The sequence below is a fragment of the Hymenobacter pini genome, assembly GCF_020421205.1.
Taxonomy (GTDB): domain Bacteria; phylum Bacteroidota; class Bacteroidia; order Cytophagales; family Hymenobacteraceae; genus Hymenobacter; species Hymenobacter pini.
Genome location: NZ_JAIZZH010000003.1, coordinates 241,317 through 263,640, shown reverse-complemented (window position 1 = coordinate 263,640; position 22,324 = coordinate 241,317). Strand labels below are relative to the sequence as shown.

The window sequence follows — 22,324 nt, the reverse complement described above, 5'->3', positions numbered from 1 at the left end:
CCGCGCCTGATCCGAATTTTGCCCCGAAAGCACGTCCGGTATCTATTCGGAACATAGTTGCCAGCGTGCAGTGTTATCCCCAATAATATGCCGCTAAGTAGTTGGGATGCTGCATCCTTTGCGCCAGAAGCTGCGTATGGACTGCAAGCTGCAAATTCTGCACTAGGATTTGGCAGTTCACCGGTATTCCGCTAACATTGCACATACAAGCCGGCAATGGTTGGCGGACCCCGGGGCATCCTCTTTTTTGAGCCCGGTCCGCAGTTCAATTCTGCACCAGCCGGCTCCACCCACGATTTTACTTCTCGCTTTTTTCTGCGTCGGGCGCCGCGTTGCGGCTACCTTCTGTGCCCGGAATGGCCTGTGCTGCCCTGTTGTAGGCGTTTAGCCGCCCCCCTTTTCGCTCAGCTTTCTATATGTACACTATTGACGAGTTAAAGGACCGTTTACTGTCCGAATTGAAAGAAATTGCTGAAAATCTGAAAGTTGGCAATTTCAAAAAACTCAGCAAACAGGATCTGATTTACAAGATTCTGGATCAGCAGGCCATCACGCCGGCTGACAAACTTCCCCAAAAAATCAAACCCGCGGCAACCGTTGACGCCTCATCCGGAGCCGCGCCTGTGGTGTCGGCTCCCAAGGCAGCCACTACCCGCGCTCCGCGGGCTGCAGCGGCTCGCCCGACTCGCAGCAAGGCCGCGGCTACGGTATCGGCGGCGGCTAAGCAGCTGGATGCCGCCCCGGCCGCTGCGAGCGAAGACACTGCCCCTGTAGCTGCTGATGCTTCGGCAGCCCCAGCTACTGTTGCCAGCCCTGAGCCTGCGCCCACTCCGGCCGCAGAGGTTTCCCAGGTTGAGACGTCGGCTCCTGCCACCGAAACGGCTTCTGCTATGGAGGAAGTCACAGGTGTTGACCGGCCGGTGAAGCTGTATCAGCGCCCGGAGCGCCGTACCCGTACCGACCGGGCTGGCCGGCCTATTGCTATTGCCGCCCCGGCCGTAGCTGCCGAAACGGCTGTGGCTACCGAAACGGAAGCTGCCCCAGTAACTTCCGAAGCGGTTGCCGCTCCTGCCCCGGAGGAACAAGTGGTTGAGGCAGGTGCGCCAACGCCGGTGCGGGAAGCCCGCACCGAACAGCAACCCCAACCCCGCATTTTCCGGGATGGGCGCGAGTACCGCAACGGCCGCGAAGTACCGCAGGAAACCCGTAGTGAGGTGCGCACCGAAAGCAACGGCCGCGCCGACCAGCCCCGCGAGTACCGCAACGACCAACCCCGCGCCGACTTCCGGCAGGATGGCTCTGGGCGTGACCTGCGCAATGACCAGCCGCGGAACCTGCGGGAAGGGGGGCGCACTGATTCTCGTGAGCAGCGGGAGCAGCGCCGCGAAGAGCGGTACGCCGCTCGCGAACTGCAGCGCCAGCAGCGGCAGGAGCAACGCCAATCCGACCGCCAAGGTGCCCCCGACCAGCCTCGGACCGACCGCCAGGAGCAGCGCCCCGCGCGTCAGGAGTTCGACATCACCATTCCCGGAGAAGGTACTCTGGAGATGATGCCAGACGGAGGCTACGGCTTCCTGCGCAGCCCGTTCTACAATTATCTGGCTTCGCCTGATGACATTTACGTGGCTCCGCAACAGGTAAAGCAATTCGGTCTGAAGGCCGGCGACACGGTAAAATGCACCATCCGGCCCCCGCGCGAGGGCGAGAAGTACTTTGCCTTGGTAAGTGTAGAAGGCATCAATGGCCGCTCGGTAGAAGAAGCTCGTGACCGGATACCCTTCAATAACCTTACGCCGCTGTTTGCTGAGGAGCGTTTGAAGCTGGCAAATAAGCCCAGTCAGTATAGCACCCGTATTCTGGACCTGTTTTCGCCCATCGGTAAGGGACAGCGGGGCCTGATTGTGGCCCAGCCCAAAACCGGTAAAACGGTGCTGCTCCAGGAAATTGCCAACGCTATTTCCGAAAATCACCCCGAGGTGTACCTGATGATCCTGCTCATTGATGAGCGCCCGGAGGAGGTAACGGATATGGCCCGCTCGGTGAAAGCAGAAGTGCTCAGTTCCACCTTTGATGAAACGGCCGACCGCCACGTGAAAATTGCCACCATTGCCATGGAAAAGGCTAAGCGCCTCGTGGAGTGCGGCCACGACGTGGTAATTCTGCTCGACTCCATTACCCGCCTGGCCCGCGCCTACAACACGGTGCAGCCCGCTTCGGGTAAAATTCTGTCGGGTGGGGTGGATGCCAACGCGCTGCACAAGCCCAAGCGTTTCTTCGGGGCAGCCCGCAACGTGGAGGATGGTGGCTCTCTCACCATCATTGCTACTGCCCTCATCGAAACCGGCTCCAAAATGGACGAGGTTATCTTCGAAGAATTCAAAGGCACGGGCAACATGGAGCTGCAGCTGGACCGCAAGCTGGCCAACAAGCGCATTTTCCCCGCCATCGACGTGCCCGCTTCCGGTACCCGCCGCGAAGACCTGCTCATGAGCAAGGATGAGCTGAACCGCATCTGGGTACTGCGCAAATTCATGTCGGACATGACGGCTTCCGAAGCCATGGAGTTTCTGAAGGACCGCATGAAAGGCACCCGTGACAACGAGGAATTCCTGATGGCCATGAACGGCTAGAGCCGCTTTAACCAGGGCATAAAAGAGCCCCCGTTGCACAGTTGCAGCGGGGGCTCTTTTATGCCCTACTCGGGGGCTTATTGCCGCACAAAGCGCTGAACAGTACGTTTGCCAGCCGAGGTGAGCTCCAGGATGTATACACCGGCCGGAATACTCTGCACGTCAACAGTGGCATTACCAGCGCTTTTACCGGATGCTACCGCTTTGCCGGTAACCGAATAAATCTGGTACTCCACCCCGCCGTCAATAGCGGGCAGCGTGATGCTGGTATTGCTAGGGTTAGGATAGAAGGTTGCCTGCAATTCAGCTGCTACCACTACCACCGATGATAAAGTAGCCGTTCCATCCAAATCTACTTGCCGCAGCTGGTAGTAGGTGAGGCCATTCAGCGCAGCGTTATCGATGAAAGTGTACGTAGAGCTGCTGTTAGTGGTGCCCTGGCCTTTAACGCGGCTGATTACCTGGAATGATTTACCGTCATTGCTGCGGAGCACCTCAAAGGAGGCGTTATTTTTCTCAATAGCTGTGGCCCAGTTCACGAGAACAGCTTGTCCACGGCGTTCAGCCGAGAAACTAATAAGAGTCACGGGGAGTGGATTGTTGCCAGCAGCCTGGCTGAGCTGGGTGCTAGCCAACACAAAATCCCCACCCGTACTGAACGGTTGGCTCGACTGGATAGAGCCTGAAAAATAAGGAGGCGTAGTAGAGGTAAAGCTCGTGTTACCAGACAAGTTTACCCACGAGGTTCCCACTCCCTGAGCTATCCGCAAAAAGTTGCCGTTGTCTACTTGGTCATCAGGGCCAAAGGTGAGGGTAATGGTTGCATTGTTAAAGGTAGCCCCACTGCCCGTTGTCAGAGTGTAATACCGAATACGGGATACGCGTCTGATGCTATTGTCTGCGGGGAACGTCCGATTGGTCGGAGCACCTTCTATCTGCTGAATGGTGTAGGTGTTGGCCGAAGGCTGGTTAGGCGAAAATGTTACCGGTCGATATACCAGGGCACCGGCCCGAATCGAGCCTACCGGATACACGATATTGGGGCGGCCAGTGGCAGCGGCGCTGGTGGAGCGCGTGAGCGGGCCACTCACAAAGCTTGAGCTGCTACCGCCCGTAACAAGGGCATCGGTGCTGCTGGCTACGTTGTAGGGTACTGAGAGGGCATTGCTCACGCCGCCCACGGGCAGGGTAGTAAGTACCCCGTTAGTCAGCGTCAGGCCGGCCGCCACCGTTAGGGGCTTAAGCAGTGTTACGCCCGTGGTAGTGCCAGACGTGTTGTTGATTACCAGTCGGGCATTGCCCCCAAACGTTAGCGTGCCGGAGCCACTGCCGGTACCAATGCCGCCAACCGATTGGGCCGCAGTGCCATTGAAAATAACATTGCTGGCGCTGGCCGGCGCGAAGTTCAGCGTGCCGGCTGTGGGAGTTGCATTGCTGTTGATAAACACATTGCCCCCAATGCTGGTGCCAGCCATGGTGCCAGTCCCAACCACGTTCAGGTTAACGGTTGCGCCAGTAACGGTCAGGTCATTGAGTATGGTTAAGTTAGCCGTGCCCGCTACCGTGGCAGTTGCCAGCAGTTGCAGGTTGCCGTACTGCTGCCCCACCGAAGAAAACGTGCCTCCTGAGTAGATATAGGTGCTTCCGCTGTTAAAAACGGCTATGCCTGTTGAGCCGTTTCCGAAGGGCTCACCGCCGGTTACTTGCCGGAACGTGGCTCCGGAGTTGAATACAACCGACCCGGCTGTAGATGCTACGTCGGAATTTGTATTGTTATTACCTGTCGGGATGGTGCCGGTAGTGCCGAAAGGGTAGCCGATAATATTACTGGCCACGATGGAGCCGCCATTTTGTACTTGAATAGCACTGGAGCTAGCGGCAATCAAACGCTGGGGTAAGGGGCTCCCGTTACCGTTGCCGGTTAGGGTAACAGTACCCGCTATTGCTGCCGTGGCACCAGTATTTAGTTTTAAGGTAGTGTAGCGGTTTGTGGTGGAAGCAGTGGAGCTCAGCGTCAAGCTAGAACCTGCGCTTACTATCAAATCGTCGCCGGAGATATTGTTGGTGAGAATGATGGTGCCATCACCATTGCCATTAGAAGGAGCAATGAAGGAGGCGCTTACATTATTAATCAGGAACAATTGGCTGATGTTGAAATCAGCTGCGGTAGTCTGGACACTAACCGTTGGGGTTTGCGCACCATCAAATACCAGCGCATCAGCCGCAGTGGGGGCCTGATTACCAGCGCCCGTTGGTTGGTACGAGACTGGGTCGACTACTACCCAGCTGGTGCTGGCCGTGATGAGAGCACCGGCCGTCCCCACCCATTTCAGGGTCGCGCCAGTTGAGGAAAGAGGGGCAATGAAGGCCAAAAACATACCCGCTCTTGGCAAAAACCTCAAACTGGTTTCCATAGGCGTAATTTTTCTGGTCATTCGCGAAGGTACAAGGTGATAGATAGCCGAATATAGGACCTATTTGTGAATAAGCGTTTGTTTGTCCTATCTGTAAGTCCAGAATCTGGATGTTTGATTAGGAAAATAAGTTTTTTACTGATTAATAGAATGATATAAGATAATTTTATGAATTATAGTGTATTAAAACATGGAAGCTTTTGGAGTATGCACTAGCCAATGATGAGCTATATTGTTAAAATGCCTATAAAAGTGGTAATAATTATGTGTTAATGTTGAGCTAAGCTTTCCGTTTCTATAAAATGGAATGATAGTAGATGTTGATGAAATTGTACTTAATCAATGAAAAGCACTTTGTAAGCAAAAAAATAAAATCCTTGCGGCAGCCATTCATGCTATCCTCTCTTGCAGTAAGCCTTTAGCAGTAGTCGGTAGGTCAACATGCAGTATGAAGAAGTAGAAGTTCTGAAAAACAGTGTTTTGAAGCGAGGAGAAAAGGGCATGGACTCAGCAAGGCATATCGAAGCTAGTAGGAATACCGTAAGGAGAACAAGTTACAGCCTCATAGAAGGCGCCCACATTTCTTCTTTAGTTTATGTCCTTCACCAACGAACTACTCAACACCGTTCTGCGCCACGCGGGCCAGGAAGTATCCCGTAAAGAGTTTCTGAGCCTAGCGGGCCGCGGCTTGGCAGTAAGTGTGGCGGCAGGTACGCTGGCCAGCTGTAATACCGGCCCCGATGATGCGGCAAGCTCCAAAGCGGCCGTGCCAACTACCGGCACTCCCGCCAGCGAGGTAGACGCCGCTACCACCTACACCTCACCCGAGGGCGCAAAAGTCGCTTCCTCGGAAGCCGTATCACCGCCGGCGAAGGTGCCCACTGCTGCCGACCAGCCGATTGTGCTGGAAGAGTGGAAGTCGAAAGTAGATCCGCAGTCGGGACCCACGCCCACGCCGATGCCGCCCGATGAACGGGTAGGGTACGCGTTGGTTGGTTTGGGGCACCTGACGCTGGAGGAATTGCTACCAGCGTTTGGGGAATGCAAAAAATCAAAACCAGTAGCGCTAGTGAGTGGCTCGCCTGAGAAGCTGAAGAAGGTGGCCGCGCAGTACGGAATTAAACCAGATAGTTGCTATAGCTACGAGAACTACGAAAAGCTGAAGGATAACCCGGAGGTGAAGGCCATTTACATTGTGCTGCCCAACTCCATGCACGCCGAATACGTGATTCGGGGGGCCAAAACAGGTAAGCACATTCTCTGCGAGAAGCCCATGGCCAACTCCGTAAAAGAGTGTGAGCTGATGATTGAAGCCTGCAAGAAGGCGCAGGTGAAACTCATGATTGCCTACCGGATTCAATATGAGCCCAACAACCGCATGGTGCGTGATATGGTACGGAGCAACAAATTCGGCAAGCCTAAATACATTCAGGCCCAAAATAGCCAGAGTTCGGCCAACCCCGACCACTGGCGGCACAAGAAGGCCCTGGCCGGCGGCGGCGCGCTGCCCGACATTGGCCTGTACTGCCTCAACACGGCCCGCTTTGTTCTGGGTACCGAGCCCACGGAGGTGTTCGGCTATATGCAAAGCACGCCCGGCAACCCGCTGTTCAAGGAAGTGGAGGAGGTGATGTCGTGGCAGATGCGGTTTCCCGATGGCGTCATCGTCGACAGCATTACGCACTACAATACTTTCGATTCGCGCTTTTACCGGTTGAATGCTGAGCGGGGCTGGGTGCACCTGGAAAATGCCTACGCCTACAATGGGCAGCAGCTGCGTACCGGCTACGCCGAAGGACCCGCCAAGATTAACCACCAGATCAGCATTCCGGCCAAAAACCAGTTTGCGGCCGAAATGGACCATTTTTCGGAATGCATTCTGGAAAACAAACAGCCCCACACCCCTGGCGAGGAAGGCCTGCAGGATCAGCGCATCATGGAAGCCATCTATCAGTCGGCGCGGGAAGGACGCCCGGTGAAGCTGCCCGCAGTGAAAGGTACCGACGTGTTTCGGGGCCCGGAGCCTAAACAGGCCTAGCGGACCCGCGGCCTGCCAACTCAGTAGCGGTTACCTTTGCGGGTATGGAACAACAAACTGACCTACCCGAACTACTGTTCATCTCGGACCCACTGTGCGTATGGTGCTACGGCATGAGTGCCGTAGTGGAGCGCGTGCAGCGGGAGTTTGCCGGGCGGCTGGTGGTGTCGGTGCTGTGCGGTGGCATGATTACCGGCGAGCAGGTAGAGCCCATTCGGGAACAGTGGCCGCGGCTGTCGGGGGCGCTGGCGCAGGTACAGCAGGTAACGGGCGTGGAGTTCGGGGCTGGTTTTCGGGCGCTGGGCCAGGAAGGCAGCTACGAGTTGAACTCGGAGATGCCGAGCCGAGCTATTCACGCCTTCCGGCAACTGCGGCAGGACGACGCGGCGCAGTTTGCGCACGAGGTGCAGCAAGCGTATTTCCGGAACGGCGCCAACCTGAACGACCCCGCTACTTACGATGCCCTGGTAACTCCTTACGGGCTTGACGCCGCTGATTTCCGGGCCAGGCTGGAAAGCCGCGAAATTATCCGAGGCACCATCTTGGAATTTGCAGCTGTGGGCAAGATTGGTATCCACGGGTTTCCTACGGTTATTTTGCGCGTAGGCGCGCAAGGCTACGTGCTGGCCCGCGGCTATCAACCCTTCGATACGTTTGCAGCTAACCTGGAAGAAGCACTGCGACAGGCCGACTAATCAGCCTGCCGCAGGCGCAGCATGAATACTTAAGGCAGGTGTATCACCTGCTTGCGCAACGGGGCCCAAACCACCGTGCGCCGGTCTTCTTTGCCAACCAAGTAGCGGAAGGCAACGGCTTCGGGGCGGCTCTGCAGATCGTCCCAGGCGGCGCGGTCTAGGCCGGTCGGGGTGGCACCAGCCGGAAACGTGGCTGTTTTGGCTACGGCCGGGCGCTGAAAATTCTTCTCCGCGAAAAATTCCTTTACCCGCTTGCGCACGTAGGCTTCCCGCTCGGCCTGGGTGGCAGTCGGGCCTTTCATCTCATACACCAAGGCGGCTTCCAGGTCCGGCGACGACAATACCTCCCGGAAAATGACCTCCCCGCTGGCCGTGGTGATGGTGAAAGTAGCCTCGCCGCTTAGCACCGAAGCCCCCCGCAAGACCAACGAAAACGCATCGGGCGCGCCCGGGGCCGAAAAAATGTGGCGGGTGCGGCTGGTCAGTAAGGTATCGGCCTGGGCATCAACCGGCGCGGGGCGGGCCGTATCCATCGGCTCTACCTGAGCAGCGGACGAATCGGGCACCTGGGAGCTGGTAGAAGCGGAGTTGTTTTGTTCGGGCGAGGAGCAGGCCACCAAAAACAGAGGAAGCAATGCGTAGTAGGAGCGCATAACCGGGGATAGGAAAGGGTGAGTGTGCCTCCTACGCAAGCTGCGGGGTGCTTGTTGAGCTGCTTACCACAGTAGCATGAGAGCAAAGGCCGCGCTCATGCACACGGAGGATACTTGGTTCATGCGCATGGTATGGTCAAAATCGGCGGCGGCGGGATTGTGCCACACCTGCCGCGCCCACCGCATAAACAAGCCAACCACCGGACCGGTAGCCACCAGAAACAGCAGCAAATGTCGCAGCTCCTGTCGCTGCACGTACACCACCGTCAGCAGCGCTGCCCCGGCTGCCAGCGCCAGACCCGCCCACACAAACGTGCCCCGGATACCCAGGCGTAGGCTCAGGGTCCGGTCGCCGCGGCGGGCATCCTCTTGGTGCTGGTACACTTGGGTAAGCGGGTAAGAGCCGCACAGAAACAAGCTGCTCACCAAAGCCAGCAGCAGGTTGGTTGGTTCCAGCAGCTGGTCAGGGCGGGCCCCCACGCCTACCTGCGTCATCAGGAACGTGTAGGCGCCCTGGAATACCACCACCACGGCCGTGCTGATGAGCGGATACTTCTTCAACCGGATGCCCTCGAAGCTATACGCCTTCGACACCAGCAGATAACCGGCTACCAGCACCGCAAACGGCCAGCTGAGCAGCGCCGCGCCCGCCACCGCCAGCACATCAAACAGCCATACCAACTGCAGCAGCTCGGGCGAAACCTTGGGCGGGTGCCGTAGCCCGCCAATGCTGTCTTCGTCCCGGTCGTAGTAGCTGTTGTAGCCATTGGAGGCCGGGTAGGCCAGCAGATGCAGCACCACGAACACGCCCACGGCCCGACCCAGGCCGAACGGTTCCCGCAGGGCGCTTAGCCCAAACCAGAATACCGGCATCAGGTAAACCGAAAAAGGAATGCGCAGCAGCGGCAGCGCGCGACGGTAGGCAGCAAAGGCAGGCATGAGGAGAGCAGGACAGGAGCAAGAGGCCGGATGGCTGCAAGCTACGGTTTATGCAGCTGTGGCCGCCGGAACCCCGATCAGATACGTAACCTGCGGGCCCCACCAGTGCCGCACCCGCCCTGCCTGCCACGTGAAAGCGCCGGCGGGGTCGGCTTGGCGGGCCAGCTGCAGCAGCAGCTCCGGCGGATACATCCGCAGCACGCTCACGCACCCGTCCCAGATGGTGAACAGCGGAATCAGGGGCACGAGGTAGGTAAAAACAAGCCTGCTGAGGCTGAAGGGGCGAATCAGGGGCGTTATCAGCAGTTGAACCACTGGCAGCACGGTAACAGCCAGCAGCAGCTCACCCCAATGTTTGCCAGCTCCCTCAAACACCCCAATGCCGGTACGTTGCCGCACAGCATCGGCCAACAGCGCCTCAGCAGCCGGGGGCGAAAAATGGTGGAAAGCCGAAAACACCACCCGGAAGCCCGGCAGGTTGGGCGGAACTGCCGCGGCATCTACGGGCTGCGGCTCTGCCTCCAGGCCGGGCGTAGTGCGCTGAAGCTCCTGCCAGGCGGCTGGCTGCGGGTAGAGGTCAGTGAGCCGTACGCGGGTTTCTGGTAAGCCGCTGGCGCGCAGCCGTTGCAAAATGCCGGCCGTGCCACCCCCGGCCCCGGCGCACAGCTCCAGCAACTGGTGCTGGCCCGTTTGCTGCAATGCGGTTTGCAGGAGTGGTACAATGGGCTGGTAGGTGCGCAGCGCCGATATCATGAACCGCAGGTAGTCCATCATGCCCGCCCGGATAACCCCCGGAAACCACGGCAAGTCTTCGAACTCAAACAGCTGGAGGCGTAGCTTCATACTGGCAGCTTACGCAAAAGAAGCCGATAAAAACAGATAAGAAATCAGGCCCGGGCAAACCAGCCAGCTACGGCCGCCGCAATTACCCAGGCCAGAAGCAATAGAGCATCATCGGTAGAGTATGCCGCCGAGCCAGTTACCACCATCAACAGCAAGCCAATGCCCGCAGCCAGTGAGCCTGCAATGCCACTAAGAACGCCCTGCCTGGCTCGGTAAGACAGGTGCGCGGTGCCCGTTAGTACGAAGCGAAGTACCAGCATATTTGGAACGACCAGAAAAAAGCCGAGAATAAGGGCCAAAATGCTGGCTATTGCCCAGAATCCTAGAATTGTACCCGCATCCGGGGATGCAGTAGACACATGCAGCAGTGCGGTGAATAAACAGCCCAGTACCACGGTGCCAGCCCACTGTTTGATGGCTAGGTAGAATGCCTGCGTTGTCAGCGTATCGGAGTGCATAAACGAAATATTGCCGGACGAAGCTAGCCCAAATAGCAGCAGCCTGAACATTCCGGGTAAGAAACGGAGTGTTCAGGCTGAAATATACCCTCGGCGAAAGTAGCTCGGTTGATGGGCCACTGAGGGGTAGCTGTGCGTTAAGCAAGGCAACGAAGTGGCTGCCAGCGCTAACGTAAGTCTTTAGAAAGCCACTGCTACCCGTTTGGCCGGCCCATACAGCCAGAGCACAGTAAGTATAGCAGCCACCCCGTACGGCAATGAAAGCGGCAACACCGATACCAGCGAATCGACCGGGGAGAAGAGCACCAGCAGTTGGTTGGCCAGCAGGAAAAACAGCAGTACCCCGCCCAGCGCCATGCTCCGCCGCGACCAACCCGGCTTCAGGTAGCTCATCACGGTGAAAAAGGGAATCACCAGCGGCACAATAGCCAAGGATACCACGGCTGCTACCACACCCGCCAGCAGAGCAATTGAATAGTCGGAGAGGCGTTCCGTAGTGAAATCCAGCAATAGCCACAGGGTGCCGCCCAGGTTGCTGAGGAGCCACAGAATAAGCGTGCGGACGGTGGTAGAGTGGCTGGTAGTAGCGTAGTGATAAAGCATGGCCGGGTAAATCAAGCGTAACATCAAAAAGGCCGCCGGGCTGGCAGCCTGCTCAGATTTACGGACTGCTTAAAATGCATGGTTTGCATTAAACCATTTTTTTGTTGGGAATAGCTGTGTCAGATTGGGATTGGTAAAGACGCCATGCTGTTAATATTGAAGACAGCAGCCACGGCAGGCTTAAACCGAAAAATAATTGAAATAAGAGACCAGCAGGCCGGTATTCCCGGTTTTCATTGCCGGAAGCAAATACGGGCAGGAAGTAGGCAAGCAACAGCAGAGCCACCGACGCCTCGAATACAAGAGCAGTGCGCCAGATCAACTGCAAGTCCGATTTGCTGGTGCGGAAAACCCATTCCATCATGCGGCGGCGAAGCCAGGCTCCCAGCAAGGCCGGAAGACCTAGAGTAACACTGGTATATAAGAGGTAAGGAGGAATGAAATGAAAAGAGTTGAGGTCGGACGTATTACTGACTAAGTAGATCCATACTGTTGGTAGCGAAATGACCAGCCCCCAAAGCCAGGACTTCCATAAATGCTTTTGTGCTAAGGTCCGGCTATTTGCGGTCATGGAAAAAAATACAAGGAAAGTGTTTGATAGTAGGTTAAAATACACTTGCTTTGTAACGCAAAGTTCTTTAGATAATATGGCCAAGCCCGCTCTTGATCCGTTAGCCCAACTTACCGAAATCCGCTCCATTATGGAACGGTCGTCGCGTTTTATTTCGCTCAGCGGCCTGTCGGGGGTAGGAGCGGGGGTAGTGGCGCTGGCAGGAGCGGGCGTGGGGCACTGGTACCTGCAGCAGCGTTACGCCGCCGAGGGCTACACCTACGGTGGCTTCATGCGCCTGCTGCAAAGTACTCCGGAGGAACGCGCCCAGGTGCTGCCGTTTCTGCTGTTACTGGCCGTGGGCATTGTGGGGGCGGCGCTGGCGGTGGCCACGTTCTTCACAGTGCGGCGGGCCCGCCGGGCCGGGCAGCCCGTGTGGAGTGCGCTGGGGCGGCGGCTGGCCCTGAGCCTAGCAATTCCACTGGTAGCTGGTGGCCTGTTCTGCATTGCCCTGTTTCTGCAGGGCGCGGTGGGGTTGGTGGTGCCGGGTATGCTGCTCTTCTACGGCCTAGCACTGCTCAACGGTAGCAAGTATACCCTTGATGAAATTCGCTGGCTGGGCCTCACCGAAATTCTGCTGGGTTTGGTGGCAGTGTTGTTCCCTGGCTTTGGGCTGGCGTCCTTTGCGCTCGGTTTCGGGCTGGGCCACATCGGCTACGGCCTGCTCATGTACAACCGCTATGAGCGGAATGAGGTAGGAGCTAGAAGTTAGGAGAGAGAAGGAATTGCCTATAACTTTTCCCTGAATCCCTAACTATTAGCTCCTAACTCCCGGCTCTCAACTTCTAACTCCTCCTCTTGAAGCACCTCATTCACACCCTCAATAAAGCCTTCGACAACCGGGTACGGTTGGGCGTAATGGCCGTGTTGATGGCCAACGAATCAGTGAGCTTTAATGAGTTGAAGGAAGCCCTGGACCTAACCGACGGCAACCTGGCCAGTCACGTAGCCGCCCTCGAAAAAGCCGGCTACGTAACCGTGAGCAAGCAATTCATCGGTAAGAAGCCCAATACCACGTACGCCGCATCCGGTGAAGGAAAAAGTGCCTTTCAGGAGCATTTGGCGGCTTTGGAAAAGCTTCTGCGAGGGTAACGGCTTATTTTTTTGTTTGTAAACTTTGAAATACAAAGTTCTTTTAAGCAATCAAACATATGAATTCACTATCAGCTGCTGTGCCCGCTCCGGGGCCGAGTGCCACTGTTCGTCGGGTGCCGCTGCCCCTTACCGCCCTGCAAAAGCTCCTGCTACCGCTTGGGGCAGTGTTGTTTGATGTGCTGTTCTGGAACCAGGGTACCGGCCTTAACCTAGCCCTGTACACGGGGTTTGTGCTGGTGGCCACGCTGCTGAGCCAGCCCCGGCACGCGGCAGTGTGGCGCTCGGGCTACTTCTGGCTGATGGCGGCTGGCACGGGAATTAGCGCGGGGTGCGTGGTGTGGTACGGCTCGGGGGCGGCGCAGCTGGCGTGCGTGGCCTCCTTGCTGATGCTGCTGGGCTACGCAAACCAGCCGCACCTAAAGCTGGTGGTGTACGCCATGCTGACGGCGGTGGGCAACGTGGCCCGGGTAGTGCCGGGGTTGTTGCCCTACCTACGGCTGCAGCCGGGGAGTAGCGGGCGGTGGGCCCGGACGCGGTTTTACGGGCGGCTGCTGGTAGTGCCGGTTGGGATACTGCTGGTGTTTCACGTGCTGTTTGTGCTGGCCAACCCCCGCTACGAAGCCCTTACCGATGCGGCCCTCAACCAGATAGGCCAGTGGCTACTGGCGCTGTGGCCCAACTTTTCGGTGGCGCACTTGCTGTTTTTTCTGTTGGGGCTGCTGCTCACGGCCGGGGCGCTGGTACTGGTACCGTTTCATTTTTTCCAGGACCATGAGTCCCGGTTCGGGGAGTTTGTGCGGCGGCAGCGCAACCGGGTTGCCTCGTTTGGGGTGCGCCAACCCGATTTCCGGCTGCGTTCCACCGGTCTGCTGGATTTGCGCAAGGAGTATTTAGCGGCTCTGGCGGTATTTGGGCTGGTGAATGCGCTGCTGCTGGTGGTGAATAGTATTGATGTGCGCTGGATTTGGCTGGGCTTCCAGCCCGAGCCGGGCTTCGACCTTACTCAATTTGTGCACGAGGGCACCTACGTACTTATCCTGAGCATTCTGGTGGCTATGGGTATTGTGCTGTGGTTTTTCCGGCGCAACCTCAACTTCTACCAACCTGGGCTGCCCGCGTTGCGCTGGGGGGCTACGGTGTGGGTATTGCAAAACGTGGTGTTGACTATATCCGTGGGCCTGCGCAATTACTACTATATCCTGTACACGGGGCTGGCCTACAAGCGCATTGGGGTGTACGGGTTTCTGCTGCTTACCCTGTTCGGGCTGCTCACGGTGCTGCTCAAAATATGGCAACGACGCTCGGCGTACTCGTTAGTGCGGCTAAACGGGCTAGCAGCTTATGGGCTGCTGCTACTGCTGGCCCTGGGCAACTGGGAAATCTGGATTGCCCGCTACAACCTCAGCCCCCGCTTCCGCACTGTGGATTTAGGGTTTCTGTTGGAAATGCCCGAGCGGGTACTGCCTGAGCTGGCAGCCCGCCAAAGCATGCTCGACGGGGCCACTCGCATCATTATTAGCCCGCCCGGCTCCTACACCGAAACCACGGCCACGCCCGCCGAGGCCAAAGCCGCCATCCAGGCCCGCGTGACGGCCTGGCAGCGGGCCTACCCGCAGTATCACTCCTGGCAAAGCTGGACGCACGCCAAATCCGCGGCTTACGAGGCCCTGCAAAACCACTAGTTTTCACCTAAGTCCCTAACCCGATGAATCTGTTACAACTCGGTTTTTCGCTGCTGGGCCTGCTCTGGTGCGCCGGTAGTATTGCCCTGCTGGCCGCCCTGCTCACGTGGCGGGAGCGGGCTGCCACCTTCGCCGCCCGCACCCAGCGCCTGTTGGTAGTCGTGCTGCCCTGCGCCGCCGTGCTGCTCAGTTCTGTGCTCTGGACGCTGCTGCACGTGATGCTGCTCTGGGGACAAGGTACCCCGCAGCCAGTTGCTATTCGATAAGCTTTTGACCCATGGCAACAACTCCCGCACTCTTCCGCACTCACTCCGCCGGCCGTAGCCTAGCGGTGCTGCTGGCAGCTTGCGCCCTGCTCTGGACGTGGTGGCAAATCCCGAACTGGTACCGCTTGGGCGCAGCCGACGAAGCCGCCATAACTCAGCTTGTGCACCTGTGGCAGCAAGGGTGGCTGCTGGGCTTACTAGTAACGGTGGCTAACGCTGTGGTACTGCATCGGGCCACGTTGCCGCTGGCCTTGCCCTCGTCGCCGGGCAGCCTGCTCGACACCCGGCCTTCCCTGACGGGGGCGGTATTTTGGCTGTGTACCGGCTTTCACCTGGCTAGCTTGCTCCTGTTGCTGTTGGTGGGCGCTGGCCGGCTGCCGCTGAACCCGCTATGGCCCTCGTGAGCTGGCCGGAGGCCTTGCCTGGGCGGCTGCGGCAATTTGGGTTGAACACGATGCTACCCGCCGTGCCCCGGGCAGCGTGGTGGATTGCCGGTGGAGTGGTTTTCTGCACTCTGAATCTGGTGTTCGAGAGGGAGCTATGGCCGCATCACAAGCAAATTGGCAATGCGTTTTGCGTGGGCATTCTGATCGGTGTATTCAGTTTGCCATGGCTGGCGGGCCGCACAGCCGCCCGCGTGTCATGGGATCTTACGGGTGCACGGAAACTGCTGTGGCAGTTCGCAACCTGGGGGCTTTATTTTATGGCCGTACTCTCCGCAGTGTTATTTATCATTCTTGGATGTATTGCTATAAGTATAAAAATATGACAGTTAACATTTTATTTCTATTTATTCCCGCCAGAGGCTTGCCGGAGATTAGCCTTTGGCGGGAAGTATCTTTTGAGTAGATAACTATTCTGGTATCAGTACAGTCTGCTCAAAGGATGAATTGCGCAGCCAGTCACGGTTTACATACCACGCTGAGGCCAGGGCAGCTAGCAGCCAGGGCAAAGCAAAAGCCAATGAAATCAGAGAAACCGCCTTTGCTCCCTTAAGCTCGTTTGCAGTTGATGAGTGATGCGCCGTTGTAAGCAACGCCCAACCCAGAAACAAGACCAGTACCAGCGCCACCACACCCACAAAAACGGCGGTGGTGCCTAGCAGAATCCCTGTGGTTCGCGCTGTAGTGGTAGGCTGGCTGGCAGCCCATTGAAATAATCTGCGCATCAGCGGCTGCCGCAGACAGGCAATTAGGGCCGCTGGGCTAATACCGATGCCTACTCCCACAGCGGCCATTCTCAGCGGCTCAGTGCTTAAAATGCTGCTTGGAGGGGGCGCATCCCGCACATAAAAAGTTACAAGTATCAGTACCGCTGCTAACACGGCACCACCGCCTATAGTCAGCCAGGTATGCCGCCAGGCCCGGCGGTTGGCATCTGCTCGGGATAAAGTAGTAGTCATAAGGTAGAACACTTGAAGAATAGGCTGGAAGATACCTAACTCCGAAGTTACCCGAAGCAGAACCCTTGTGCCCAAATGTCCGCCAGCCCGGCCGCAACTGGTATATTTGTAGCTCCTGAGCCGGCTCTCCCGGTCTGGTTTGCCTCACTGCGCCCTGCATGTCCGCTCCGAAATCGTCGAAACCCGCTGCTGCTGCTCCTGTCCGTCATTGGCCCAACCGCCTTTCCCGGGCGCTGTGGGGCTTTTTTGTGATAGGGGCGGGGGTGTTTCTGCTGTACCCCATCTTGGTAAGCATGAACTTTCTGTTCCTATTCGGCAAGTCGCCGAGCCTGGAGGAACTGGAAAACCCGCGGGTAGAGCAACCCTCGCAGGTGTTCACTGCCGATGGCGTGCTTATCGGGCGCTACTTCCGCGAAAACCGCTCCCCGGTGCCCCTCAGCAAAATGTCGCCCTGGCTGATTAAGGCCTTGGTATCGACGGAGGATGTGCGCTACCAGAAACACTCCGGCATCGACCCCGTGGCCATTGCCCGGGCCGTGGCGGGGCTGGCTACCGGCGGCAGCGGGGGCGGGGGCTCTACCATCACGCAGCAGCTGGCCAAAAACCTCTACAAAACCCGCCGCCAGGAAAATACCGGCCTGCTGGGCCACGTGCCGCTGGTGGGTACGCTCATCAGCAAAACCAAGGAGTGGCTTACGGCCGTGGAGCTGGAGCGCCGCTATACCAAGGACGAAATTCTGGCCCTGTACTTCAACACCGTGGAGTACGGCTCGCAGGCTTACGGCGTGAAGGTAGCCGCCAAGACCTTCTACAGCACCTCGCCCGATAGCCTCAGCATCGAGCAGGCGGCCATGCTGGTGGGTATGCTCAACAACCCTACGGCCTTCAATCCCCAGTTTCACCCCCAGGCCGCCAAGCGCCGCCGCGACTTAGTGCTCACGCGTATGGGCCAGGCGGGTGTGCTCACGGCAGCTCAGGTGCAGCAGGAGAAGGCCACGCCCATCGCCCTGAAATATCAGGTAGAAAAGCACGTGGATGGGCCCGAAACCTATTTCCGTGGGGCCGTAAGCCAAGCGGTGAACGAGTGGTGCAAGAAAAACGGCTACGATATGTACCGGGACGGCCTGCGCATTTACACCACTATCGACTCGCGGATGCAGGGGTACGCGGAGGAGGCCATGGAGAAGAAGATGAAGACGCTGCAGCGCTCCTTCGACAACTTCTGGCGCAACCGGGACTCCAACCCCTGGGTGGATGAAGATGGCCACGAAATCCCCGACTTCATCGAAACCCAGATGAAGCGCACCGAGCAGTACAAGGAGTTGGCCGCCCGCTACAAAGGTCAGCCGGCTCTGCTCGACTCGGCCCTGCACCGCAAGCACCCCACCAAGGTATTTACCTGGAAGGGCGACGGTGATACTACGCTCATGCTGTCCCCGCTCGACTCGCTGGCCTACTACAAGCACTTCCTGCACGCGGGCATGATGACGATGGACCCCTTCACGGGCCAGATTAAGGCCTGGGTGGGGGGCCTCAACTACCGCTTCTTCCAGTACGACCACGTGAAGCAGGGCCGGCGTCAGGCCGGCTCCACCTTCAAACCCTTCGTGTACCTCACCGCCCTCGACAACGGCTACGCTCCCTGCGACCGAATCCGGGACGAGCGGGTGACAATTAAATACGTGGAGAACGGCAAGCCAATGGAGTGGCAGCCCGACAACGTAACCCGCGAGTACACTGGCATGAACATGACGTTGCGCTACGCCATGGCCCGCTCGGTAAACTCCGTAACGGCCCAGCTCACCGAGAAAGTAGGCTGGGACAACGTGGCCAAGTACGCGCACAAAGTGGGTATCCGCAGCCCGCTGCTGGCCGTGCCCAGCATCGGCCTAGGGTCGGGGGGGGACGTGAGCGTGTACGAGATGGTGAATGCCTATAGCACCTTCGTCAACCAGGGCTTCCGTACCGAACCCATGCTGGTCACGCGCATTGAGGACGTGAACGGCAACGTGCTAGCCCAGTTCGACCCGCAGCAGAAACGCGCAATTCCGGCCGAAACGGCCTGGTTGATGACCTACATGCTACGCGGTGGTATGGAAGAGCCCGGCGGCACCTCGCAGGCCCTATGGGACTTTGAGCTCTGGAAGAAAAACAACCAGATTGGCGGCAAAACCGGCACCACCAGCAACTACTCCGACGGCTGGTACATGGGCATTACCAAAGACCTGGTAACCGGCGTGTGGGTAGGCGGCGAAGACCGGAGCATTCACTTCCTGAACTCCCAGCAGGGGGAAGGCGGTCGTATGGCCCTGCCCATTTTTGGGGCGTACATGGAGAAGCTCTACCAGGACCCCGACCTTGACATTCGGATGGGGCCCTTCCCCAAACCCACCGTCAACATCACCAAAAAATACGTGTGCACCACCGAGGAGCCGCGCCGCCGCCGCCGCGAGGAAGCCGTGGACACCATTGTGGTAGACAACCTGCTTGAAAACCTCAACAACGGCTCGGTACCCCTGCCCGACAGTTTGGGCGGACAATAAACAGAATGAGTTTTCAACTAAAAAGCGTCTGGGCTCAGTGCTCAGCCGCTTTTTTGTTTTTCGGTCGGGTGAGCCAGAGCAACCACACCGTCCCAGCTACCACGGCCGCAGATACCAGCTGAAAAATGGTACGCCAGCCTGCCACTGCGCCAATAGGTCGGGTAGCTTCTAAGGAGTTACTCCAAGCAATAAACGCATCGGCAATGGGCAACTGCCCGAACAGGTAGCGCTTCTCACCGCAAGATTGCCAGGGTGCCCCAAATGCCTCAATACTGTTGCGCAGCCCCACGGCCGTGGTAGTATCATGGTAGCGCTGCATCGTGCGCCTGCCCACAATGGAGGCGGCCCCACCCACACCCCATATAACCGGCCCGGAATCAATATCCTCGGCATCTGGCTCACCCTCAGTTGCTTCCCGAATGCCCGGCAGGCCCAGCCGGCTGGTCAGGAACCGGGCACGGTACCGCAGGAAATGCTGCCGGGCATAGGCAGAGTCAATTTCTACCAAAAAGTTGAGCAGCTGACTTTGCGACGAGCCCCGGGCCGGCGTGAGTACCCGGCCGGAACCCGCGTGTACGGCGTGCGGAATCAGCCTGTGCCCATCCAAATGGGTATCCACGGCGCGCACCCACCGTTGGATGAGGGCTTGGTAGCGCGGCGCATACAGCCGGTCGTGCCAGGCTAGCGCGGCTACGCACATTACCCCATCGGCGGGCCAGGCCGCGCCGCTGTATGACTCCAGATAAGGGGAAGAACTTGTGGCCAGCGCCTGCGCAATAGTACTGCATTGCCGCTGGAAGTGCTCCGCCTGCGCCGAGTCGCGCTGCTGGGGAGGCAGGGCCGCCAGGTAACGCCCGAGTGCGTACGCCGACCAGCCTTGGTAAAATGCGCCTCGGGGTAGAGACAACTCTTCCTCAAAGATGGATGTGGCGGCCGGGCTCTGAATTTCTTGGATGGCCCACTGAGTTTCTGCGGCGGCTTCCTGGCGCAATGCCGAGGTGGTAGGTAGATGGGCTAACAGCTCCGTCCAGGTTAGCGCGTACAGCGCGTTCAGGTACACAAACCCCTCGGGATAGAGCTCCTGCATCTGCGCCCCGGCTCCCTGGTGCATGCGCCCCCGTAAGAAATGCAGGTGCGCTACTACGTCTTGGTTGATTAGCTGTCCCGCAATGGGCACTACAGTCGGCTGGTAGAACAACTGGCAATTCAGGTACACTACCAGCAATAGTGGCCCGGCCAGCAGCACCCGAAGTCAAGTGCGCATCGAGGCTGGTTATTCGTCGCCGTAGAACGATTCCAAAGCGCCGCGCAACTGCGGATACTCGAAGCGGAAACCTTGTTGCAAAGTTTTTTCGGCGCTAACGCGCTGCGAGGCCAGCACAATCTCGCTCATTTCGCCCATCACGAGCTTTAGGCCGAATTCAGGCACTTTTGGCAATACCAGCGGGCGGTGCAGCACCTCGGCCAGGGTTTTGGTAAACTCTTGGTTGGTCACGGGGTTCGGGGATACCGCGTTGTAGATGCCCGCCCACTGCGGCTGCTCCAGCGCCTGGATGAACAACCGGCACAAATCGTCGAGGTGAATCCAGGACATGTACTGCTTACCCGAGCCCAATGGTGCCCCGGCCATCAGCTTCACCGTACGGGCTAACGGCACCAGCGCCCCGCCCTCGGGGCTGAGCACAATGCCAATGCGGAAAATAGCCGTGCGAATGCCGTATTCGGTCACGCCTTGGGCAGCCGCCTCCCAGCGCTGGCATACTTCAGCCAAGAAGTCGCCGGGGGCAGGGGCGGTTTCTTCGGTTACAATCTGGTCGTCCCGGTCGCCGTAAATTCCAATGGCCGAAGCCGAAATAAATGCCTGTACGTGGTGATTCTGCTTGGCCAGCTCCCGGGCCATGAGCTGCGTACCCGCCAGCCGGCTCGACAGGATTTCGCGCTTGCGCTCCTGCGTCCATTTACCATCCGATACGCTGCTGCCGGCCAAGTTGATGATGTAGTCGGCGTATGGCACGGCGGCCTCGTCTATGGTACCGGCGGTGGGGTCCCAGCGGAAGCTGCGGAATCGGCCGCTACCGGGCGTACGGCTGAGCAGCGCTACTTCATAGCCGCCGTCAATCAGCATTTCTGCCAGGCGGGTGCCAATCATGCCGGTACCCCCGGTAATCAATACTTTACGGGCCATCTGAAGCAGTTTCTAGTTGCTGGTTTCTCGGTTGAGCGTTTACGCCAATAAGCTAATTTGCGTGGTTGACACGGGGACTTGCCACTACATTGGTATCAAAACTAGAAACAAGCAACTAGAAACCAGAAACTCATTTACCAATCAGTCGCAGAAACTCCCGGCGCAAGGCTTCATCCTGCCCGAAAGCGCCGCCATACTCGGCCGTAATGGTGCTGCTATTGGTGTCGTTCACGCCGCGGCTCATTACGCACAGGTGGTCGGCTTCAATCAGCACGGCCACATCCTCGGTGCCCAAGGTTGTTTTGAGCTCTTCGGCAATCTGACGGGTGAGGCGTTCCTGTACTTGCGGGCGGCGGGCAAAGTATTGCACCACTCGGTTCAGCTTGCTAAGGCCTACCACGTGTGTGCCTGGCAGATATGCTACGTGCGCTTTCCCGATAATGGGCACAAAATGGTGCTCACAGCACGAAAACACCGTAATGTCGCGCTCTACCAGCATATTCTGGTAGTGGTAGCGGTTCTCAAACAGTCGCACCTCCGGACGGTGCCTGGGGTCGAGGCCCTTGAACCACTCCTGCACGTACATTTTGGCCACGCGCCGGGGCGTACCACTCAGGCTGTCGTCGGTCAGGTCTAGGCCCAGCAGGTGCATAATTTCCTGGAAGTGCCCGGCAATGGCCGTTATTTTTTCGTCGTCGCTAAGCGCAAAGGCATCGTCGCGTAAAGGCGTGCGCAAATCGGCGGGCAGCTGCACGTCGGCAGCAGTAGGGCGGTGAGCGGCACCGTCCGCGGCAGGGGCCGCAGGCACGGAATTATCCATGGTATTCTACAAAATTACGTTCGGTCTCATACAGCGTGACCGACAGGGCCAGGCGGTCCTCCAGATGGGGGCGCAGGCGGTTCCAGATAACTACGGCAATATTTTCGGCCGTGGGGTTAAGCTGCCGAAACTCCTCCGTGTCCAGATTTAGGTTTCGGTGATCAAAGGTATCCAGAATCTCGCGTTTGATCAGGTCACTCAGCCGTTTCATGTCGTACACGTAGCCGGTGGCCGGGTCAATCTCTCCCGTCAATCGGACAATCAATTCGTAGTTATGTCCGTGATAATGAGGATTGTTGCACTTGCCAAAGGCCTGTTGGTTGGCCTCGTCGCTCCAGGCCGGGTTGTGCAGGCGGTGGGCGGCGTTGAAGTGCTCTTTGCGGCAGATGGTAACTGTCATGGTCGGGTAACAACGCGTAAAGGTTGCTTTTGTTTGCGGTAAAAGGGC

The 22,324-nt window shown here is 58.1% G+C and carries 22 protein-coding genes; 10 read left to right on the top strand and 12 right to left on the bottom strand.

The genetic code is table 11. The features are described 5' to 3' along the window. Positions 1-416: 416 nt before the first annotated feature. A complete protein-coding gene (gene rho / locus LF252_RS12420; RefSeq protein WP_226269918.1) occupies positions 417-2,630 on the top strand; it encodes a transcription termination factor Rho in 2,214 nt (737 codons plus the stop codon). Positions 2,631-2,707: 77 nt separating this feature from the next. Here the strand turns inward: rho and LF252_RS12415 are convergent, their stop codons facing one another. After that, positions 2,708-5,008: a beta strand repeat-containing protein gene (locus tag LF252_RS12415; RefSeq protein WP_226269917.1), complete on the bottom strand. Its 2,301-nt coding sequence runs from the start codon at positions 5,006-5,008 to the stop codon at positions 2,708-2,710. A gap of 631 nt (positions 5,009-5,639) precedes the next feature. Here LF252_RS12415 and LF252_RS12410 point away from each other — a divergent pair. Next, positions 5,640-7,082 (top strand): Gfo/Idh/MocA family protein, encoded by a 1,443-nt coding sequence (locus LF252_RS12410; RefSeq protein ID WP_226269916.1) that lies wholly within the window; start codon positions 5,640-5,642, stop codon positions 7,080-7,082. 44 nt (positions 7,083-7,126) lie between these two features. Continuing rightward, positions 7,127-7,777: a DsbA family protein gene (locus LF252_RS12405; protein WP_226269915.1), complete on the top strand. Its 651-nt coding sequence runs from the start codon at positions 7,127-7,129 to the stop codon at positions 7,775-7,777. A 29-nt stretch (positions 7,778-7,806) separates the two neighbouring features. Here the strand turns inward: LF252_RS12405 and LF252_RS12400 are convergent, their stop codons facing one another. The 6 genes from LF252_RS12400 to LF252_RS12375 form a co-directional block, all read right to left on the bottom strand. Next, the gene (locus tag LF252_RS12400; RefSeq protein WP_226269914.1) at positions 7,807-8,430 is read right to left on the bottom strand and encodes a hypothetical protein; all 624 of its coding nucleotides are present in this window, start codon (positions 8,428-8,430) and stop codon (positions 7,807-7,809) included. A 63-nt stretch (positions 8,431-8,493) separates the two neighbouring features. Beyond that, complete coding sequence (locus LF252_RS12395; RefSeq protein ID WP_226269913.1) at positions 8,494-9,369, bottom strand: UbiA family prenyltransferase; 876 nt, start codon at positions 9,367-9,369, stop codon at positions 8,494-8,496. 48 nt (positions 9,370-9,417) lie between these two features. Continuing rightward, positions 9,418-10,212: a class I SAM-dependent methyltransferase gene (locus LF252_RS12390; protein WP_226269912.1), complete on the bottom strand. Its 795-nt coding sequence runs from the start codon at positions 10,210-10,212 to the stop codon at positions 9,418-9,420. Between the two features lie 44 nt (positions 10,213-10,256). Continuing rightward, positions 10,257-10,472 carry a hypothetical protein gene (locus LF252_RS12385; protein WP_226269911.1) on the bottom strand — a complete coding sequence of 72 codons (216 nt, stop codon included), beginning with the start codon at positions 10,470-10,472 and terminating at the stop codon, positions 10,257-10,259. A gap of 378 nt (positions 10,473-10,850) precedes the next feature. Beyond that, the gene (locus tag LF252_RS12380) at positions 10,851-11,297 is read right to left on the bottom strand and encodes a hypothetical protein (protein WP_226269910.1); all 447 of its coding nucleotides are present in this window, start codon (positions 11,295-11,297) and stop codon (positions 10,851-10,853) included. 64 nt (positions 11,298-11,361) lie between these two features. After that, entirely contained in the window at positions 11,362-11,844 is a 483-nt protein-coding gene (locus LF252_RS12375) for a hypothetical protein (protein WP_226269909.1), read from the bottom strand. Positions 11,845-11,920: 76 nt separating this feature from the next. Here LF252_RS12375 and LF252_RS12370 point away from each other — a divergent pair, with 76 nt between their 5' ends. From LF252_RS12370 to LF252_RS12345, 6 genes are all read left to right on the top strand, one after another. Then, on the top strand, positions 11,921-12,595 hold the full coding sequence (locus tag LF252_RS12370; RefSeq protein WP_226269908.1) for a hypothetical protein: 675 nt from the start codon (positions 11,921-11,923) through the stop codon (positions 12,593-12,595). 86 nt (positions 12,596-12,681) lie between these two features. Beyond that, a complete protein-coding gene (locus LF252_RS12365; RefSeq protein ID WP_226269907.1) occupies positions 12,682-12,975 on the top strand; it encodes a winged helix-turn-helix domain-containing protein in 294 nt (97 codons plus the stop codon). A gap of 59 nt (positions 12,976-13,034) precedes the next feature. Further along, the gene (locus tag LF252_RS12360; RefSeq protein WP_226269906.1) at positions 13,035-14,660 is read left to right on the top strand and encodes a DUF4153 domain-containing protein; all 1,626 of its coding nucleotides are present in this window, start codon (positions 13,035-13,037) and stop codon (positions 14,658-14,660) included. Between the two features lie 23 nt (positions 14,661-14,683). Next, positions 14,684-14,926: a hypothetical protein gene (locus tag LF252_RS12355; RefSeq protein ID WP_226269905.1), complete on the top strand. Its 243-nt coding sequence runs from the start codon at positions 14,684-14,686 to the stop codon at positions 14,924-14,926. Between the two features lie 11 nt (positions 14,927-14,937). Further along, the gene (locus LF252_RS12350) at positions 14,938-15,330 is read left to right on the top strand and encodes a hypothetical protein (protein ID WP_226269904.1); all 393 of its coding nucleotides are present in this window, start codon (positions 14,938-14,940) and stop codon (positions 15,328-15,330) included. Next, positions 15,318-15,695, top strand: coding sequence for a hypothetical protein (locus LF252_RS12345; RefSeq protein WP_226269903.1), 378 nt, complete (start codon positions 15,318-15,320; stop codon positions 15,693-15,695). The genes LF252_RS12350 and LF252_RS12345 overlap by 13 nt, the downstream gene beginning before the upstream one ends. 84 nt (positions 15,696-15,779) lie before the next feature. On the opposite strand, the gene LF252_RS12340 is transcribed toward LF252_RS12345, so the two are convergent. Then, positions 15,780-16,328, bottom strand: coding sequence for a hypothetical protein (locus LF252_RS12340; RefSeq protein WP_226269902.1), 549 nt, complete (start codon positions 16,326-16,328; stop codon positions 15,780-15,782). A 158-nt stretch (positions 16,329-16,486) separates the two neighbouring features. Between LF252_RS12340 and LF252_RS12335 the strand changes: the two genes are divergently transcribed. Next, entirely contained in the window at positions 16,487-18,871 is a 2,385-nt protein-coding gene (locus LF252_RS12335; protein WP_226269901.1) for a transglycosylase domain-containing protein, read from the top strand. A gap of 34 nt (positions 18,872-18,905) precedes the next feature. Here the strand turns inward: LF252_RS12335 and LF252_RS12330 are convergent, their stop codons facing one another. From LF252_RS12330 to LF252_RS12315, 4 genes are all read right to left on the bottom strand, one after another. Next, a complete protein-coding gene (locus tag LF252_RS12330) occupies positions 18,906-20,117 on the bottom strand; it encodes a hypothetical protein (protein WP_226269900.1) in 1,212 nt (403 codons plus the stop codon). Between the two features lie 27 nt (positions 20,118-20,144). After that, positions 20,145-21,056, bottom strand: a complete 912-nt coding sequence (locus LF252_RS12325; RefSeq protein WP_226269899.1) for a TIGR01777 family oxidoreductase — start codon at positions 21,054-21,056, stop codon at positions 20,145-20,147. Between the two features lie 130 nt (positions 21,057-21,186). Then, positions 21,187-21,876 carry a GTP cyclohydrolase I FolE gene (folE, locus tag LF252_RS12320; protein ID WP_226269898.1) on the bottom strand — a complete coding sequence of 230 codons (690 nt, stop codon included), beginning with the start codon at positions 21,874-21,876 and terminating at the stop codon, positions 21,187-21,189. After that, positions 21,869-22,276: a 6-pyruvoyl trahydropterin synthase family protein gene (locus tag LF252_RS12315; protein ID WP_226269897.1), complete on the bottom strand. Its 408-nt coding sequence runs from the start codon at positions 22,274-22,276 to the stop codon at positions 21,869-21,871. The genes folE and LF252_RS12315 overlap by 8 nt, the downstream gene beginning before the upstream one ends. Between the last annotated feature and the right edge of the window lie 48 nt (positions 22,277-22,324).

Bases quoted from the DNA above. Each gene is read 5' to 3' on its own strand.
- rho (WP_226269918.1), top strand. From the start codon at position 417: ATGTACACTATTGACGAGTTAAAGGACCGTTTACTGTCCGAATTGAAA.
- LF252_RS12415 (WP_226269917.1), bottom strand. From the start codon at position 5,008: ATGTTTTTGGCCTTCATTGCCCCTCTTTCCTCAACTGGCGCGACCCTG.
- LF252_RS12410 (WP_226269916.1), top strand. From the start codon at position 5,640: ATGTCCTTCACCAACGAACTACTCAACACCGTTCTGCGCCACGCGGGC.
- LF252_RS12405 (WP_226269915.1), top strand. From the start codon at position 7,127: ATGGAACAACAAACTGACCTACCCGAACTACTGTTCATCTCGGACCCA.
- LF252_RS12400 (WP_226269914.1), bottom strand. From the start codon at position 8,430: ATGCGCTCCTACTACGCATTGCTTCCTCTGTTTTTGGTGGCCTGCTCC.
- LF252_RS12395 (WP_226269913.1), bottom strand. From the start codon at position 9,369: ATGCCTGCCTTTGCTGCCTACCGTCGCGCGCTGCCGCTGCTGCGCATT.
- LF252_RS12390 (WP_226269912.1), bottom strand. From the start codon at position 10,212: ATGAAGCTACGCCTCCAGCTGTTTGAGTTCGAAGACTTGCCGTGGTTT.
- LF252_RS12385 (WP_226269911.1), bottom strand. From the start codon at position 10,472: ATGCTGGTACTTCGCTTCGTACTAACGGGCACCGCGCACCTGTCTTAC.
- LF252_RS12380 (WP_226269910.1), bottom strand. From the start codon at position 11,297: ATGTTACGCTTGATTTACCCGGCCATGCTTTATCACTACGCTACTACC.
- LF252_RS12375 (WP_226269909.1), bottom strand. From the start codon at position 11,844: ATGACCGCAAATAGCCGGACCTTAGCACAAAAGCATTTATGGAAGTCC.
- LF252_RS12370 (WP_226269908.1), top strand. From the start codon at position 11,921: ATGGCCAAGCCCGCTCTTGATCCGTTAGCCCAACTTACCGAAATCCGC.
- LF252_RS12360 (WP_226269906.1), top strand. From the start codon at position 13,035: ATGAATTCACTATCAGCTGCTGTGCCCGCTCCGGGGCCGAGTGCCACT.
- LF252_RS12355 (WP_226269905.1), top strand. From the start codon at position 14,684: ATGAATCTGTTACAACTCGGTTTTTCGCTGCTGGGCCTGCTCTGGTGC.
- LF252_RS12350 (WP_226269904.1), top strand. From the start codon at position 14,938: ATGGCAACAACTCCCGCACTCTTCCGCACTCACTCCGCCGGCCGTAGC.
- LF252_RS12345 (WP_226269903.1), top strand. From the start codon at position 15,318: ATGGCCCTCGTGAGCTGGCCGGAGGCCTTGCCTGGGCGGCTGCGGCAA.
- LF252_RS12340 (WP_226269902.1), bottom strand. From the start codon at position 16,328: ATGACTACTACTTTATCCCGAGCAGATGCCAACCGCCGGGCCTGGCGG.
- LF252_RS12335 (WP_226269901.1), top strand. From the start codon at position 16,487: ATGTCCGCTCCGAAATCGTCGAAACCCGCTGCTGCTGCTCCTGTCCGT.
- LF252_RS12325 (WP_226269899.1), bottom strand. From the start codon at position 21,056: ATGGCCCGTAAAGTATTGATTACCGGGGGTACCGGCATGATTGGCACC.
- folE (WP_226269898.1), bottom strand. From the start codon at position 21,876: ATGGATAATTCCGTGCCTGCGGCCCCTGCCGCGGACGGTGCCGCTCAC.
- LF252_RS12315 (WP_226269897.1), bottom strand. From the start codon at position 22,276: ATGACAGTTACCATCTGCCGCAAAGAGCACTTCAACGCCGCCCACCGC.